Source organism: Bacteroides xylanisolvens XB1A, from assembly GCF_000210075.1.
Lineage (GTDB): Bacteria > Bacteroidota > Bacteroidia > Bacteroidales > Bacteroidaceae > Bacteroides > Bacteroides xylanisolvens.
Map to the genome: position 1 here is coordinate 2,912,474 of NC_021017.1, position 16,247 is coordinate 2,928,720.

General features: G+C 46.1%; 12 protein-coding genes. All 12 read right to left on the reverse strand.

Features of this window, described 5'->3' with window-relative positions; translation table 11 throughout:
• Nucleotides 1-596: 596 nt before the first annotated feature.
• Nucleotides 597-1,211, reverse strand: coding sequence for a polysaccharide deacetylase family protein (locus BXY_RS11455; protein ID WP_008641592.1), 615 nt, complete (start codon nucleotides 1,209-1,211; stop codon nucleotides 597-599).
• A gap of 111 nt (nucleotides 1,212-1,322) precedes the next feature.
• A complete protein-coding gene (locus BXY_RS11460) occupies nucleotides 1,323-4,736 on the reverse strand; it encodes a DUF2723 domain-containing protein (RefSeq protein WP_015531956.1) in 3,414 nt (1,137 codons plus the stop codon).
• Between the two features lie 562 nt (nucleotides 4,737-5,298).
• On the reverse strand, nucleotides 5,299-6,135 hold the full coding sequence (locus BXY_RS11465) for a metal ABC transporter ATP-binding protein (protein WP_085929844.1): 837 nt from the start codon (nucleotides 6,133-6,135) through the stop codon (nucleotides 5,299-5,301).
• 37 nt (nucleotides 6,136-6,172) lie between these two features.
• On the reverse strand, nucleotides 6,173-7,096 hold the full coding sequence (locus BXY_RS11470) for a metal ABC transporter solute-binding protein, Zn/Mn family (RefSeq protein ID WP_008641594.1): 924 nt from the start codon (nucleotides 7,094-7,096) through the stop codon (nucleotides 6,173-6,175).
• Between the two features lie 38 nt (nucleotides 7,097-7,134).
• Nucleotides 7,135-7,869 (reverse strand): tRNA (5-methylaminomethyl-2-thiouridine)(34)-methyltransferase MnmD, encoded by a 735-nt coding sequence (gene mnmD, locus BXY_RS11475; protein ID WP_015531957.1) that lies wholly within the window; start codon nucleotides 7,867-7,869, stop codon nucleotides 7,135-7,137.
• A 56-nt stretch (nucleotides 7,870-7,925) separates the two neighbouring features.
• Complete coding sequence (locus BXY_RS11480) at nucleotides 7,926-8,405, reverse strand: YqaA family protein (protein ID WP_008641597.1); 480 nt, start codon at nucleotides 8,403-8,405, stop codon at nucleotides 7,926-7,928.
• On the reverse strand, nucleotides 8,390-9,400 hold the full coding sequence (locus BXY_RS11485; protein ID WP_015531958.1) for a hypothetical protein: 1,011 nt from the start codon (nucleotides 9,398-9,400) through the stop codon (nucleotides 8,390-8,392). The genes BXY_RS11480 and BXY_RS11485 overlap by 16 nt, the downstream gene beginning before the upstream one ends.
• Before the next feature lie 114 nt (nucleotides 9,401-9,514).
• Nucleotides 9,515-10,789 (reverse strand): phosphoribosylamine--glycine ligase, encoded by a 1,275-nt coding sequence (gene purD, locus BXY_RS11490; protein ID WP_015531959.1) that lies wholly within the window; start codon nucleotides 10,787-10,789, stop codon nucleotides 9,515-9,517.
• A gap of 68 nt (nucleotides 10,790-10,857) precedes the next feature.
• Nucleotides 10,858-13,056, reverse strand: coding sequence for a S9 family peptidase (locus BXY_RS11495; RefSeq protein WP_015531960.1), 2,199 nt, complete (start codon nucleotides 13,054-13,056; stop codon nucleotides 10,858-10,860).
• A gap of 14 nt (nucleotides 13,057-13,070) precedes the next feature.
• The gene (locus BXY_RS11500) at nucleotides 13,071-13,619 is read right to left on the reverse strand and encodes an ORF6N domain-containing protein (RefSeq protein WP_004313721.1); all 549 of its coding nucleotides are present in this window, start codon (nucleotides 13,617-13,619) and stop codon (nucleotides 13,071-13,073) included.
• Between the two features lie 144 nt (nucleotides 13,620-13,763).
• Nucleotides 13,764-15,206, reverse strand: coding sequence for a THUMP domain-containing class I SAM-dependent RNA methyltransferase (locus BXY_RS11505; RefSeq protein ID WP_195436270.1), 1,443 nt, complete (start codon nucleotides 15,204-15,206; stop codon nucleotides 13,764-13,766).
• A gap of 16 nt (nucleotides 15,207-15,222) precedes the next feature.
• Entirely contained in the window at nucleotides 15,223-16,128 is a 906-nt protein-coding gene (locus BXY_RS11510; RefSeq protein WP_004296704.1) for a serine O-acetyltransferase, read from the reverse strand.
• Nucleotides 16,129-16,247: the final 119 nt, after the last annotated feature.

Consider the following 16,247-nt stretch of genomic DNA (forward strand, 5'->3'; position numbering starts at 1 on the left):
GAATCTCTCACCTTCGTCCGTTCCATGTTCAAGGCCTTCGCAATGCCAATTATCGGGAACGAACAACGCAGAAAGCCCACGCCGATATGTACAACACCCGTAGCCCCCCTTTGTTTATCAAAGTGAGGCACGGATGTATATAAATACACATCAGGAGGACGTCTTTGTTGCTGTTAGTCATTCCGATAGGTCAAAGTTTGCGAAGTTTTGAACATAAATGACAAACGCTTGTAAACGTCTTCTCAATATAAACATCTCTCCCTCGCCACCCGGAGGCTTTCTGCGGAATAGACCGTTGCAAATGTATAAAAAAATACGGATGGAAAGGGTAATGTGAATCAGAAACTTTTTGAATACCGGTTATTTTGCCCTCTTTTTTCCCTTTGCCGGGCGAAATGCGCTTGTACTGACATCTTATAAGAAAGAGGAGTGATCTCCCAATTTCGGGCACGAAACAGGCCTTAAACTACAAAAGCCGGGGCGTAAGACCTCGGCTTATATTTTTATCTTCTTATCAGGGAGCTTTTGGGCTCATTGGAGACTTTTTTCAAAAATCTCTGTTCTTTTCGAAGTTCCTGTTTTCTCAAAGGTTGTTTCTATAACATCTTGAACTCATACCCTTCCTCTTTCAGGAATTCAATGGCACGAGGAAGTGCATATTGCAGGTTACCGTTATTCCAAGACTTCAGTGAATCATGGAAAGTGATGATGGAACCGTTGCGTGCATAGCGCTTCACATTGTTCAATACCTGTTCCGGGCGCATCCGTTTACTATAATCACGAGTTACGAGATCCCACATGATAATGCGGTAATGATAGCGCAAGGTATAATACTGCCGGAACCCCATGTGTCCGTGTGGCGGACGGAAGAGATCGGAATGAATAATTTCGTCTACCTTTCTGGCGTTTGCGAGGTAATCAGGATTAGAATATTCAAATCCACGGATGTGGTTGAAGGTATGGTTACCGATGCGGTGTCCGTGTTCTACCACCATCCGGTATTCATCCGGGTGCTTGCGTATATTGTCGCCTACCATAAAGAAGGTAGCTTTAACATGATGCTTTTCCAATACTTCCAGTACCCAGGGAGTTACTTCAGGGATGGGGCCGTCGTCAAAAGTCAGATAGACTGCCCGTTCATTCGGATCCATCCGGAAGATAGCTTGTGGATACAACGCCCGGAAAAGCCAAGGTGGTTGTTCTATAAACATGAGAGTCTGTGTTAAACAAGTATTAAGTAATAAGTATTAAGTATTATCCATGCGGAAAACATGTCGGAAGCCTATGGTAATACTTAATACCTGATACTTAATACTTACTATTTATTTCCCTTTCATTCTTGTCACGTACTCGTTATAAAGTTGGTCGAGTTGCGTGGAGTAATGTTTCGCGAGTTCTTCTGATTTGTATTTTTCCATTAAGCGGACTTCGGCGTCAAGCAAGCTGGCGTTGTACACGAAGTTTTCGCCGGCGATGGCAAGCTGGTTATCGTTCAGGCTAAGATACCAGATCATGTATTCGAGCGATTTGTTGGCAAGCTCGTCGATGATCTTGTTGGCTTTCTCGTTCTGTCCCAGCTGGTAATAAGATTCTGCCATTTGGAAGGCGCCGTTTGCCCAGTCGTACGGTACGTTGTATGACGGAATCATCTTTTCGGCGTAGTCGAGTGCGGCGAGTGCCTTATCCTTCTTGCCTTCTTTGATAAGCTGGCCTACAAGTTGCGTGAAGATACGGCGGTGCGTGTAGCACATACGCATCACGTTCTCGTCGATATAGATACCCGGTTTGTCGATACCGCCGAACTTGAACTTGTTCATCAGGTTGTCATACATCTTTTCGCTGTCTATCTTGCTGTCCAGTTTGTCCGTATCGAATGGTGTGAAACGGTAGGCAAGACCTTCCTGCATAAAGTGGTTGCCCATGCCCAGATGGTTTTCGCTTCCTACGGTGATTGCCATATAGATAGGACGTTCCCAGTTGGCATTGGCAAGCATTTCGAGCATCATCAGTTCACTCTTGTAGAGGGCGCGTTTCGGGTTGCCGTTGGCGTCTCTAAGGGTGATTGTCATGTATTCGGGGATAGAGTCGCCCAGAGCTTCCGGTATCTTCATGCCGGAGCGGCGTACGGCTTCTTTGTCCACCTTCATTACGATGCTGTCCGTAGGGATAAGCGGCAGTTGGATATCTTTTCCAGTCTTTTTGAGAAGCTCTTTCAACTGGTCGTTCTTACCGAGCATCCAACGGTTGATGATTTCCTTCAATTCGTATGGATTCTCACCAAAAATGGAGTGAACGAGTGATAATATGGTAGTGTCTCCCTGTGCAGCCAGTTCGTTTGCCTGTTTGAAATAGCTGTCGATGAAAGCCTTCATTTCCGTACGGATAGGAATATATTCATTTTGTCCTTCTACATATTCCACACGGTCCCAAGTGATAGGAAGCGAAGGGGAATCGTAGGCTGGGCGTTTCATTTGGTCGATATACCAGTCTGTTTGCAAGTAACTTAGGTTACAGGTGCGGGCATCTGTACGGAAGCCTTCTGTTTCCTGGTTGTACCACAATGGGAAAGTATCATTATCACCATTGGTATAGATAATCGGATTTCCTTTTTCCTGTAAGGTCATCAGGTAGTTCTGTCCGAAGTCGCGGGCAACGAAGCGTCCGCTACGGTCGTGGTCATCCCAGGTCTGTCCCGCCATCTGGATGGGGACGAACAAACAGAGCACTGAAGCCAGTGCGGCTGCCGGAAGTTCCTGCATCTTACAGTATTCTCGCAGCATACGGATGATACCTGCCACTCCCATACCTACCCAGATGGCAAAGGCGTAGAACGAACCGGCATACGCGTAATCTCGTTCACGGGGCTGTGCAGGGGTTTGGTTGAGGTAGAGCACGATGGCGATACCTGTCATGAAGAACAGGAAGAAGACCACCCAGAATTGCTGGATACCCCGCTGGCTATGATAAGCCTGCCAGAAGAGTCCGATTAAGCCGAGAATCAGCGGCAGACAGTAGAATACATTGTGTCCTTTATTGTTTTTGAGATCCTGCGGAAGCAGTTCCTGATTACCTACCAGCAAGTTGTCGATAAACGGAATACCGGTGATCCAGTTGCCGTGTTCAATTTCTCCGCTACCCTGTATGTCGTTCTGCCGTCCGGCAAAGTTCCACATGAAATAACGCCAGTACATGAAGTTCAACTGGTAGGAGAAGAAGAATTTGATATTTTCCCATTGGTTAGGCATGTTCACCATTACCATTTCTCCGCATTGGTCGTAAGGAACGTCATGCCCTTTGATGTCTACCCATTGCTTGTAGAGTGGTGCGTGTGACGAGCTGTACATACGCGGGAAAAACATATTCTGTGCATATTCGTATTCCACACGTCCGGGAAGTTCGATATAAGAGTCTTTTTCGTCGGGAGAAGTCTTTTCCTTGCGGACAAACTTGCTTCCTGCTTCCGACTGGCGCGGAATACAATAGCCGTCTTTTACGTCGAGTGCCACTTTCGAAGAGAAAGCAGGGCCGTAGAAGAGCGGACGGGTTCCGTATTGTTCACGGCCGAGGTATTCGCCCAGGGTGAATATATCCTCCGGTGAGTTTTGGTCCATCGGAGTGTTGGCAGTAGAACGGATAACGATCAGTGCGTAAGAAGAATACCCGATTACGATCATCATGGTGCACAGCAATGCTGTGTTCATGGTGCGGGCGGTGATACGCCATCTCTCTTTGATTTTAGCCTGTACATTCGGAGCAAGATAAAGTCCCAGTGCGGCAATAACCAAAATACCGATGATGATACTGCTGGCTCCGTGTCCGTAGAAGGGGATACCCAGCAAAGCGATCGTCAGGATAAAGGAGATAGCCATGCGCGCTTTGTTCTTTTCGGTGTAACTTTCGTATACACCCCAAATCAGAGCGGCTGCAAGCAGAATGATATAAACCACTACGCCCGAATTGAATGACATTCCGAGTCCGTTGACGAACAACAGTTCAAACCAGCCGCCTACTTTCACGATACCCGGTACGATGCCGTAAAGCACGGCTGCAACGAGCACCATTGAACCTAATAGCGCTATTAACGAACCTTTGGCGGTAGCATTCGGCGTTTTTTTGTAGTAGTATACCAATACGATGGCAGGCAGACAAAGCAAGTTCAATAAGTGCACACCGATACTCAATCCGGTCAGATAGGCGATGAGGATAATCCAACGGTCGCTGTGCGGCTGGTCGGCTACGTCTTCCCATTTCAGAATCAACCAGAAAACAACAGCGGTAAAGAGGGAGGAGAAGGCATATACTTCACCTTCCACGGCCGAGAACCAGAATGTGTCACTGAATGTATAAACCAGTGCACCGATCAGTCCGCTACCCATCACTGTGATAAGCTGTCCTTTGGTGATATTGTTTTCGTCAGTGATAACCAGTTTGCGTACCAGGTGGGTGATGCTCCAGAAAAGGAACAGGATACAGGCGCCACTCATGAGGGCACTCATGTAATTCACCATTTTAGCAACAGTTGTTACGTCGGAAGCAAATTGAGAAAACAGATTCGCCACTAGCATGAAGAAAGGCGCGCCGGGCGGGTGTCCGACTTCCAGTTTATAGCCGGTGGTTATGAACTCCGGGCAATCCCAGAAACTTGCGGTCGGTTCTATTGTCAGGCAGTAGACGGTTGCCGCAATGATGAATGTAAGCCAACCCATAAGGTTGTTTACGGTTCTGTACTGTTTCATTAGCACTATCGTAGTTTATTCGTTAAAAACAAATTATGAGGTCGCAAAGATAGTGATTTGTAAGGATAATGAGGAAGAAAGTAAGAAATATTAAGTAACGGAGGGCTGATTTACTATCTCTTTCACTCTTCCGGAAGGCGGGAACTTGTGTGTTGGCAAGTAAGGAAATTATTTTTAGTCCTTTAATAAATAAGCTCTGGTGTATTAGAGATAAACTTCCTTTATCCTGTTAGTGAACTTCTTTTGCCTTAATAACAAACTTCCTTTTCATTAGTCATAAACTATAATTGCAAGTTTTGTTTTTATAAATGAAACTTGCAATTATAAAAACAAAGCTTTCAATTTTATAAACGTAACTTGCGTTTATAGATTATCCTTAGTCAATCATAACTTTCCTGTTAGAGAAGAACAAGTTTACTATTAATACAACGGAAGTTTACTATTAATAGCTTGGACGTTAGGTGTTAACACTTGTAATATCAGCTGTTAATGGTTGAGATTTCAGGTATTAATACTTGGGTTGCTGTATATATATGTTTGGGATATTGAATATGTGTATCCTTTAATGATGGTGATGATGTTCCCCTAAAACCCGATGAGGCAGTGTGCCGTGTCCCAATAGTTCGATGGGGCAGTTGAAGTTTCTTTCCAGCCATTCGGTAGTGACGCCCGTGTCCGGATGGTAATCCAGCGTTTCATTGACACAGGCGATGGATTTTACCTGTTGCAATACAGTGCCGATGTCGTGACTGACAAGGATAATGGCACATTCTTTATTGATTTCAGCTAATAACTCATAAAGGCGTGCTTCGAAACGCTTGTCGATATACGTGCTGGGTTCATCAAGAATCAACACTGCAGGATCCGAGATGATGGCACGTCCTAACAGGGCACGTTGCAGTTGTCCACCGCTTAATTGTCCGATAGAGCGGCTTTCAAGCCCTTCAAGCCCCATGCGGGCGATAATCTGTTTGCCTTTCTCTCTCTGTTCGGGAGTGAACCGGGAGGTGAGCGACTTCTGTATGCTCAATCCGGACAGGATCACTTCTTCCACGGAAATAGGGAACTTTCGGTCTATGGTGCTATATTGCGGTAGGTAACCGAGGAAAAGCTGGGATTTCGCGGAAGAACTTTGGTGGGAGTTTTTGGCAGATGTTTCTGTCGAAGTCCCTTCCGTAGATGTTCTTATGGGAGTCTTCTCGGGAGTATGGAATATAATTTCTCCTCCGGTTGGTTTCAACAGACCGAGGATGCACTTTATAAGCGTTGTTTTGCCGCCTCCGTTCGGACCTATAATACCTAGAAAATCCCGTTCGTAGATGCTTAGATTAACATCGTGGAGAACAGTGCGACCGTCATATCCGGCGGAAAGATTCTTTATTTCGATTATTGGTTTCATCATTGGAAAGGGCTTGATTGGTTCTTTCTTTATACGTTTATTTGGTGGCAGCTTGCGGCGCAAGGGCTTTGGCTACATTCAGCATTTCTTCCTCCCAGTCATAACTTAACGGGTTGATAGGGACCACTTTCGTTCCGGTTTGCTGCGCGATGGTTTCCGCATTGCGTTTGTCAAACTCCGGTTGAACGAAGATAACGCCTACATTTTCCGCCTGACAGACGTCTATCAGGTCTTTCAGATGAGCGGGAGAGGGTTCTTTGCCTCCTTCTTCGATCGAAATCTGATGCAATCCGTAGTCGCGGGCGAAGTAGGAGAGAGCCGGATGATAAATCATGAAGGCTTTGGCTGCTTCGGGGGTGGAGAGTTGCCGGCGAATCAGGCTGTCGGTGTGCTGGATGCGCTGACAGAGAGAATCGTAACGGTTTCTATAATATGGTTCGTTTGCTTTATCCAGTTGGCTAAGGGCTTTGTAGGTGTTTCCGGCGATGATTAAAGCATTACCGGTAGAATTCCATACGTGTGGCTCTACGGCGTGGATATGGCCGTCGTGACTGTTGTGGCCGTGGGCATGGTCATCATTGTTGAGTATGAGGTCGATTCCTTTCGAGGTGTCGAACACTTGGATATGGGGAGTATTGTTCATCAGGCGGTCCATCCAGGTTTGTTCGAAGCCGATGTACCCGATGCGGAAATAGGCTTTGCTGTCTCCTAAAGAAACAAGTTGCTGGGGGATAGGATCGTATGTCTCTGGACTGGAACCTTTGGGCACCATGCTGACTACTTTGAATTTATCTCCGGCAATAGCCTCGGTGAAATAACGTTGCGGTTCCAGTGTGACGGTTATCACCGGCTTTGTCTCGTCATCGTTACTTGCTTGGGAGGAACGTCCTGTGCAGGCTGCCATCAGGAGGCAGGTACCAAGAAGGAAAAGTGTTCTCATATCTTTTAGTTGTTGTTTCATGATTTTTTCTGTTTCGGGGTTTCAATCTTATCTTGTTTCTACTCTTGTTTCCGGGCCCGTAATATTTCCCGTTTACCACCCGGAGGTCCGGGGAGGCGTTCTACTGTGAATCCGGCTGTCTGCAACATTCGGCGTACTACACCTTTGGCACAGTAGGTAGTCAGAATTCCGTCTCTATCTAATAAAACATAGAGGCGGTTGAATAGTTCTTGCGACCACATTTCCGGTTGCTTTTCCGGGGCGAAGGCGTCGAAATAGACTAGGTTAAATGGAGAGTTCTCAACTCTCCACTTATTCACGTCCGTTTCTATTTTTCGTAAGGTGAAGTGCGGTGTAAGCTGCACGTCTTTTTCCCAGGGCGATGTATGAAGCTGCTTAAACAATTCGATAGCCGATTGTTGTTCTTCTTCATTCGGGGTAAATTGCTCATTGGTTGTTGTTTGCTTCCGATGTATGGTAAGCTGTTCATCGCTGGAGATATATCCTAGCTGTTCTACTGTCTGCCAGTCTAGTGGATAGAGTTCCAACCCTGTATAGTGTATATTTCGTCTGCTTCTTTCCGCTTCTTCAAGGGTGAGCCAAGCGTTGAGTCCTGTCCCGAAACCGATTTCAAGAACACGTGGAGTAGCGGCAGGAGAGGCTTTCAACCCCATATCGATGAAAATATGTTGAGACTCCGTGCGTGCCCCTTTCGTCGAATGATAATGTTCATTCAATTCCGGAACAAACAGAGTAGCGCTCCCGTCATCGGTTCTCTCAATTATTCTTTCCATCACTCAATCTTTAATACTTAATACCTAATACTTAACTTAATACTTAAAAAAGACCTCTACCCCGCCATAGCATCCCAGGCACTTTCGAGCACATACAGGAGAAGGATATAACGTATCAGTTTGCCGACAAACATGGAAACAATAGTAAGCCATGTGTTACTTCGCATAAATCCTAGTGCAATGGCGATCACTTCGCCAATGGCAGGAAGAAAGGTGAAGAATGCCATCAATGCCCCTTTCCCTTGCAGGAATTTCACCATTTTGTCTACCTTTTCTTTCTTTACCTTGAAGTATTTCTCAATCCAGCTGATTTTGCCCAGACGTCCCATGTAGTAACAAGTCATTCCGCCCACTGTATTGCCTAGAGTGGCGGATATCAGACAGGCTATCGGGGGCAGGCCGAGCTTCACCAATGCCACCAATACCAGTTCGGAACTGAAAGGCACGATGCTCCCAGCCAATAAAGCCGAGATGAATAATCCCGGAAGTCCCCATTCTATGAGGAGTTGTATCGTTGAATCTACAAAAGCGTCCATATATTAAAAGCAAATAAGAGGATGAGGCCGACCAATGAAATGATAAAGAACACATTCGAACTTTTACTATTGGTCAGTACAAAGAAATGTCCGATCAGGATGCTGTTGCTTATGATAAGCAAAGGCAGCAGGGCACTGCAATATATCGGTTGCAAGGCAATCAGCAGGAACAGGAAGAGCGTCAGGTCTATCAAAAACTGGAGATAGGCACGTGTGCGTATCTTATCCTCAAATCCGGCAGCGATGCAATGGACAGCACTGACGATAAACATCACGAGCAGATAGCCCAGTATAGCCAATTCCCAGGGTTGAAGGATTTGTAAGTTAAAGACTTCTCCGAAAGTTAATAGCTGGTTGAAAGGGCGGTAGAACAACTCCATCTCGTTATAGAAGAAGGCGTGTCCGAACAGCATCCAGTAGGGCAGCATCCATCCGAGCAGCGCGCCGCAGAAACTACGCGGAGTGAGCGACTGGAAACGGTAGGCTTCGAGCAACCAAAGCACCGAGAGGATGGTGAGCTGTGGGAAAAGAATACTTCCCGCTCCGATAAAGAAGAAGGAATAGAATAGATAGCCCGCAGCTTGAGCTTGCTGATAGCTTTTAAACAGAAAATAAATGGAAATAAGAGAACCGAGGGCGACAATGTCTCCTATGTATAGTAAATGCATTCCCGGACAAACGGTGACTAGCAGGAAATAAATAGCTGTCTGCATGGAAGCCCTCATGCGGATAATGCTGAACTGGTTGTTCAGCTCTATCAGAAAATAGCCGATGATTGCGTAAACCAGAAAGCTGACAATTCGTTCTGCCCATCCCGGAAGCAGTAAATCGCGGGTGGATTGCAAGAAAGAAGAGCTGTCCTTGGGTGTTGTTGAGGCTATGGAGTCGGGAAATAAAAAGTAAGTCAACACCCAGCATAGGGCGCAGATAAAGATAACGGCAGGCAGGGTCCACCGTCCTGCCGTCACTTGACTTTGTAGTCTTTTATTTCTCATTGGTCTGTCAGTTCTTTTGCCGCCCGGCGGGCATATATCATCGCTTTGTAGGATCTATATGCTGTGCAAATAGGGGATTTATGCCTGCCGTGGCGTATCATTACAGGTTGTTTCTTACAAATCGAATCCGATGTCGCGGCGGAAATACTTCTTGTCGAAGTCGATCATGTCTGCCACTTTGTAGCTCTGTGCCAATGCTTCTTCTTTCGTTGCACCGTAAGAGCAAACGGCAATCACACGTCCTCCGTTCGTCACCACTTGTCCGTCTTTCATGGCTGTTCCGGCATGGAAAATGATGCTGTCGGTGGCGGCAGCCTGTTCCAGTCCGCTGATAGGGAATCCTTTTTCGTAGGCTTCTGGGTAACCACCGCTGACAAGAATGACGCAGCCGGCCGAACGTGGGTCCATCACCAGTGTTTTCTCGTTCAGGTTGCCTGCCGCTGTGCCTTCAAGCAACTCTACGAGGTCGCTTTGAATGCGCAACATCACGCTTTCTGTTTCCGGGTCGCCCATGCGGACGTTGTATTCGATAACCATCGGTTCACCTTTCACCTTGATAAGACCGAGGAAGATGAAACCTTTGTAGGTGATCTTTTCTTCTTTCAGACCATTGATGGTCGGTTCGATGATGCGTGTGCGTACTTTCTCCATATATACTTCGTCAGCAAACGGAACCGGAGTTACGCTACCCATACCGCCTGTATTCAATCCTTTGTCGCCTTCACCGATACGTTTGTAGTCTTTCGCTACAGGGAGGACTTTGTAGTTGTCTCCGTCTGTCAGTACGAATACAGAGCACTCGATACCGCTCAAGAATTCTTCAATCACAACGGTTGCCGATGCGGAACCGAACATGCCGCCGAGCATTTCTTTCAGTTCTTTCTTCGCTTCATCCAGCGTAGGAAGGATGAGAACTCCTTTCCCGGCACAAAGGCCATCAGCCTTCAATACATAGGGAGCTTCCAACGTTTCGAGGAAAGCGAGGCCCTCTTCGAGGTTTTCGGAAGTAATGCTTTTGTAGCGGGCTGTCGGGATGTTGTGGCGCATCATGAAGCCTTTGGCAAACTCCTTGCTGCCTTCCAGTTGCGCTCCTTGAGCCGAAGGACCGATCACGGCAATATGCTTTAGCTCCGGACGGTTTTGGAAGTAATCGTAGATTCCTTTTACCAACGGATCTTCGGGGCCTACTACTATCATTTGGATGTTCTCTTTTAGAGCAAAAGCACTGATTGCTTCAAAATCGGTTGCTTTGATGTTGACATTCTCGCCTACGGCAGTTGTTCCGGCATTTCCCGGAGCAATGTATAGTTTTTCAACTTTCGGACTTTGGGCAATTTTCCATGCCAGTGCATGTTCGCGGCCGCCCGAGCCTAGTAATAATATCTTCATCTTTGTATTGTTATGGATTTATACTGTTATCTATGATTCGTATGGATACGGTGGTGTCTTTGTCAGTTTTATAAGTTCTGCTCAAAGTACCGGGTGATTTTCTCATGCAGATGTACACGGTCACGTCCTGCTACGTTGTGCTTGTGGCACGGGTAGATAAACAGGTCGGGATAAGTGCGGGCATCTACACAGGCTTTCATGAACGACAGGGTGTGCTGTGGCACGCAGGTGTCGTCATGGTCGTCGTGAATAATCAATAGGTGACCTTTCAGTTGGCCGGCAAGGTTTTTCAGATTACATTCTTTGTAGCCTTCTGGGTTGCTTTCCGGTGTATCCATATAGCGTTCGCCGTACATTACTTCATAATACCCCCAGTCGATTACCGGGCCTCCGGCAACGCCTACTTTGAATATTTCCGGGTAACGGAGCATCAGGGCGGTAGTCATGTGTCCTCCGAAGCTCCATCCGTGTACGCCGATGCGTTCGCTGTCTACGTAGGGGAGGGATTTCAGGAATTCAACGCCTTTTACCTGGTCTTTACCTTCTTCGATGCCAAGACGGCGGAAGGTAGCATTTTCAAATGCCAGTCCACGGTTGCTGCTGCCACGGTTATCGATGGTGAACATGATATAGCCTTTACCTGCCATGTACGTATCCCATCCGCGTGCGCCGTTTTGCCATCCTCCGGTGACGCATTGCGCGTGAGGACCTCCGTAGACGTATACGATGACGGGATATTTCTTGGCCGGGTCAAAGTTGGCCGGTTTCATCAGGCGATAATGCAGGTCGGTGGTGCCGTCTGCCGCTTTGATTGTTCCGGTTTCGATGCTTGGCATTTGGTAGCCTTCGTAAGGGCTTTCAGCAGTCAGCAGATTGGCTGTTTCTTTGAAGTTTTTGGTGTCTACCAGGTTGATGATGCGAGGCTGGTCTTTTGTTGAATAACGGTCGATAAGATAAGTGCCGGAAGCGCTAAGCATGCCGCTATGTTCGCTTTCTTTGCAGTTCTCGAACGGTTGGCTTATTTTTCCATTGCTCACGTTTACAGCGAAATGTCCGCTTCTCAAGCCTTCTACGGCTGTGAAGATGATTTCTTTACGCTTTGTGTTGAATCCTAGGACGTCGCTGACCAGCCAGTTGCCTTTGGTCAGTTGTTTGACTTTGCCGGCCTGGAAATAAGTACCACCGTTGGCACTGTTATAAGTTTCACCTTTCATGTTGGCTGCATCGGCATCAAAGAGATAAAGATGGTTGTAGCCGTCACGCTGACTTTGATAGATGAATTTGGTAGGGTCCCACGGCAAAAATATGATTGCGTTTTGTGGCTCCACGTATTTAGGATGCATTTCTTCGTAGAGAACACCCATCGGCTCTCCTGTTTCTGCGTTGTACCGGCAAAGTTTGGCGTGGTTCTGGTCACGGTTTACTTCAATCAGGTAGAGGCTTTTTTCATCCGGTGACCAGCTGATATTGGTGAAATAACGGTCTGTGGGATCACCTGCGTTCAGATAAATGCTTTTGCCTGTGGCAGGGTTGTAAATGCCTACTTTTACCTGATGGCTCGTCATGCCTGCCATCGGATAACGTACATTGTTCACTTCGCCTACGCGTGCAGTGATGTCTACAAGCGGGTATTGTGTCACCATGCTCTCGTCCATACGGTAGAAAGCGAGCAGGTTACCTTTCGGGCTCCAGAAAGTGCCTTTGTTGATACCAAATTCATTCCGGTGTACAGTCTGTCCGCAAACGATGCCTTCGGGTTCATTGGTTACCGCTTTCTCGTTTACATACAGATTGTTACCTATCGTGTATGCCACGTTTCCACTGGCTGCGCAATAGTCTTCATTATCTGCTCCGTCTTTGGGTTTGAGAGTGCTGACAACTTGATTGCTCTTGAAATCATATACAATGAACTTTCCTGCTATCTTGAATAGCATTTGTGGCTTATCGGCCCATGGGAAACTGACGGAATACAGGTGTGATAACTTTCCTGCCTTGTTCTCTTCAAGCACTTTGTTGATCTGTTCACGAGTGATAACCATTGTTTCTTTCCCCGTTTTGGGTTGGATAGAATAAAGGGTATCTACGCCCGGCTTGATACATTCGTCACCCCACCATTGCAGTCCGTACAGGTTGTCTGCATAGCGGTAACTCTCGCCACCCGGAATCAATTCTTCCAGTGTCGGCTTTTTGGTTTCTTGTGCCATAACATTGAATCCGATTGGTAGTGCCAACAATAAAAGCATGGCTCTTTTTCCAATTTTACTCATTGCTCTTTTCTTTATTATTTGTTTTTAAATCCTTCTATTTTTACTCTGTCCAAGGGAGTCTGCTTTATTTGAATGGCAGCACTCAACTTGGCGAAAGCGGTGAATAGGTCGTCAAATTGCTTCTCGTAGCTTTCTCTGTCGGAGGATATGTCCTCTTCCAAGTATTCAATCCTTTTCCTCAATTCTTCCAATTCCTGTTTCGGAGCATGGGAGAGTAGGTATTGACGCATGTGGACGAAGGCATCCATAATATTAATACTGACTTCAATGGCACGGGGACTTTTCAGAACTCCAGATAACATTGCTACACCTTGTTCTGTAAAAGCGTAAGGCATTTTGCGAGTACCACCCCAACTTGATATTCCATTTTGGAATATCAAGTTGAACTCGTCTTTATTTAATTGAAACATGAATCTTGCAGGAAATCGTTCGATGTTTCGTTTAATGGCTTTATTGAAGTTACCTGTGGTAACTTCATACATCTCCGCCAAATCAAAGTCCAACATAACTTTTTGACCTCTGATCTCATAAATTTTATTTTCAATGATAACAATGTCGTTCATTTTTTCTTTAATTGGTTGCTATCATAGATAGCTTATTGGCGAAAATGTTATTTGAACTTGAGGTTGCAATTTGTGACCTCAAGTTGGTTATCAGGGTGTTAATGAGTGTGTGATGTTATAATGTGTCATTAACTATTGAATGGTTTATTCCTCTTCCTTCTTCGGAATCCTCGGCTCCCGATTTCCTTTAAACTCTCTCGGGCCTCTCGAATCTCTTCCTCCGAGGAATTCTCCCCGTGGCTTTCTATCTCTTCCATCACCACCTTTGAACTCACCACCTTCTCTGCGCGGCTTGTATTCTCCCTCTCTGCGAGGTCTGGATTCACCATCCCGACGCGGTTTGAACTCACCTTCGCGGCGTGGCTTAAATTCTTTTCTTTCTCTAAATCTTGGAGCCTGTTCTCCTTCAGCCTCTTTCTTTTCTTCTCCCTCTTCCTGGCTCTTGAACTCTTTGTATTTTCCGTCAAAAATCTCATATTTGCGGAACTCACACTCCAACGGTCCATTGAACAAAGGAACTTTCTGACTTGCTTTCAAACCAATCTGGTCGAAACACTCTTCCCGATAAGAAAGCACCCATGCCTCGTTTCCTACAAACGCATGTTTCAGACGTTCACCGATCATCTGATAAAGTCCAAGCAAATCATTAGTGGAAATACGTTCACCGTATGGCGGGTTAGTGATGATAATCGACTTCTCCTGTGGCTGTTCAAACTGCTGGAACGGTTGTAGCTTCAACACGATGTCTTTCGATACGCCAGCAGCTTTTATATTGTGAGTCGCAATCTCATTAGCTTTCGGATTGTTATCGTATCCGTAAATCTTATGAGCAAATTCGCGCTCCTGACTGTCATCATTGTAAATCTCATCGAACATATCCGCATCGAAATCTACCCATTTCTCAAAAGCAAACCCTTTACGGAATACTCCCGGAGCAATATTCTTAGCAATCAGTGCCGCTTCAACAGGGATAGTACCCGAACCACACATCGGGTCGATCAAATCACATTCTCCGCGCCATCCGGTCATTAGAATCATGCCGGCAGCCAATACCTCATTTAACGGGGCTTCTACTGCTTCCTGGCGATAACCGCGACGGTGAAGTGATTCTCCAGACGAGTCCAAAGACAACGTACAGGTAGTCTGTGCAATATGAATATTCAGAAGTACATCCGGATTGTTGATACGTACCGACGGACGTTTTCCTGTTTTATCACGGAAATAATCCACAATCGCATCTTTCACCTTATACGAAACGAATTTCGAATGGCGGAACTCATCGCTGAATACTACTGCATCGATAGCGAACGTCTTGTTCACATCGAGATATTCTTCCCATGGAATAGCCTGTATTTGATTATAAACCTCATCGGCATCTTTGGCTGTAAAGTTTTTAATTGGTTTCAGGATACGGATGGCGGTGCGAAGGCAAAAATTCGCCTTATACATCATACGTTTATCTCCTGTGAATGAAACCATGCGGCGTCCTATTTGAATGTCGTTGGCTCCTAATGCTGTCAGTTCTTCTGCAAGTATCTCTTCCAGTCCCTGGAAAGTCTTGGCTATCATCTCGAATTGTTCGCTCATATAGATTCTTTTGATTTTATTTTTTTGCTTTAGTTTGTACGATTCTTGCTCCTGCAGGAACATTCTCCGTTACCCAGATATTACCGCCTACGGTTGCGTCACGTCCGATGGTGATTCTTCCCAAAATAGTGGCGTTGGAATAAACAATCACATTGTCTTCCAGGATCGGATGGCGGGGGATTCCCTTGATTGGTTTTCCGTCGGCATCCAGCGGGAAACTCTTGGCTCCCAGAGTGACGCCCTGATATAGCTTGACGTTATTTCCGATAATACTCGTGGCACCGATAACGACACCCGTACCGTGGTCGATAGTGAAGTGAGTGCCAATCTTTGCGGCCGGATGGATATCAATTCCCGTTTCGCTATGCGCCATCTCCGTGATGATGCGGGGAATCAAAGGAACGCCCAGTTCCAGCAGTTCATGCGCGATACGGTAATTGCTGATCGCTTTAATAGCCGGATAGCAGAAAATTACCTCCCCATAGCTTTCGGCAGCCGGGTCACCGTTATAGGCGGCTTCCACATCGGTTGCCAGTATTCTTCTCATGGCGGGTAACTTACTGATAAATTTAGCAGCAAGACGTGCTGCCTCTTCCCGTTTCGAGTCGGAGCAGACGTTGCATTTCCCCTCTATGGAAGTGCTAAAACACAATCCGGCCAGGATTTGCTCACAAAGTAAGTCAAACAATTTTTCAATGTTGACGCCGATGTGATAATTAATTGTCCGGCTGTTAATAGTAGAATTTCCGTAATATCCGGGGAAGAGAATGGAGCGTGAAAGCTCAATAATTTCATACAAGACTTTAGCAGAGGGCAGTGGTTCGCCATCTTTGTGCTGATGAAACAGTCCTTTATAAGATTCGCTTTCCGATAGCTCATCGACTGCCTGTGTCAAAATGTGGGTGAAGTTCAGTGGACTCATTAGGTCAGTTACTCATATTTATATGGGCACAAAGGTATTAAAAAAAATAATAAAATTCGCTGGGATTCAGGATAAATAATGTATTTTTGTCACATTCAAAACATGACATGAATAAGGGG

Bases quoted from the DNA above. Each gene is read 5' to 3' on its own strand.
- BXY_RS11500 (WP_004313721.1), bottom strand. From the start codon at position 13,619: ATGAACGACATTGTTATCATTGAAAATAAAATTTATGAGATCAGAGGT.
- mnmD (WP_015531957.1), bottom strand. From the start codon at position 7,869: ATGGAAAGAATAATTGAGAGAACCGATGACGGGAGCGCTACTCTGTTT.
- purD (WP_015531959.1), bottom strand. From the start codon at position 10,789: ATGAAGATATTATTACTAGGCTCGGGCGGCCGCGAACATGCACTGGCA.
- BXY_RS11455 (WP_008641592.1), bottom strand. From the start codon at position 1,211: ATGTTTATAGAACAACCACCTTGGCTTTTCCGGGCGTTGTATCCACAA.
- BXY_RS11470 (WP_008641594.1), bottom strand. From the start codon at position 7,096: ATGAAACAACAACTAAAAGATATGAGAACACTTTTCCTTCTTGGTACC.
- BXY_RS11465 (WP_085929844.1), bottom strand. From the start codon at position 6,135: ATGAAACCAATAATCGAAATAAAGAATCTTTCCGCCGGATATGACGGT.
- BXY_RS11480 (WP_008641597.1), bottom strand. From the start codon at position 8,405: ATGGACGCTTTTGTAGATTCAACGATACAACTCCTCATAGAATGGGGA.
- BXY_RS11485 (WP_015531958.1), bottom strand. From the start codon at position 9,400: ATGAGAAATAAAAGACTACAAAGTCAAGTGACGGCAGGACGGTGGACC.
- BXY_RS11505 (WP_195436270.1), bottom strand. From the start codon at position 15,206: ATGAGCGAACAATTCGAGATGATAGCCAAGACTTTCCAGGGACTGGAA.
- BXY_RS11460 (WP_015531956.1), bottom strand. From the start codon at position 4,736: ATGAAACAGTACAGAACCGTAAACAACCTTATGGGTTGGCTTACATTC.
- BXY_RS11495 (WP_015531960.1), bottom strand. From the start codon at position 13,056: ATGAGTAAAATTGGAAAAAGAGCCATGCTTTTATTGTTGGCACTACCA.
- BXY_RS11510 (WP_004296704.1), bottom strand. From the start codon at position 16,128: ATGAGTCCACTGAACTTCACCCACATTTTGACACAGGCAGTCGATGAG.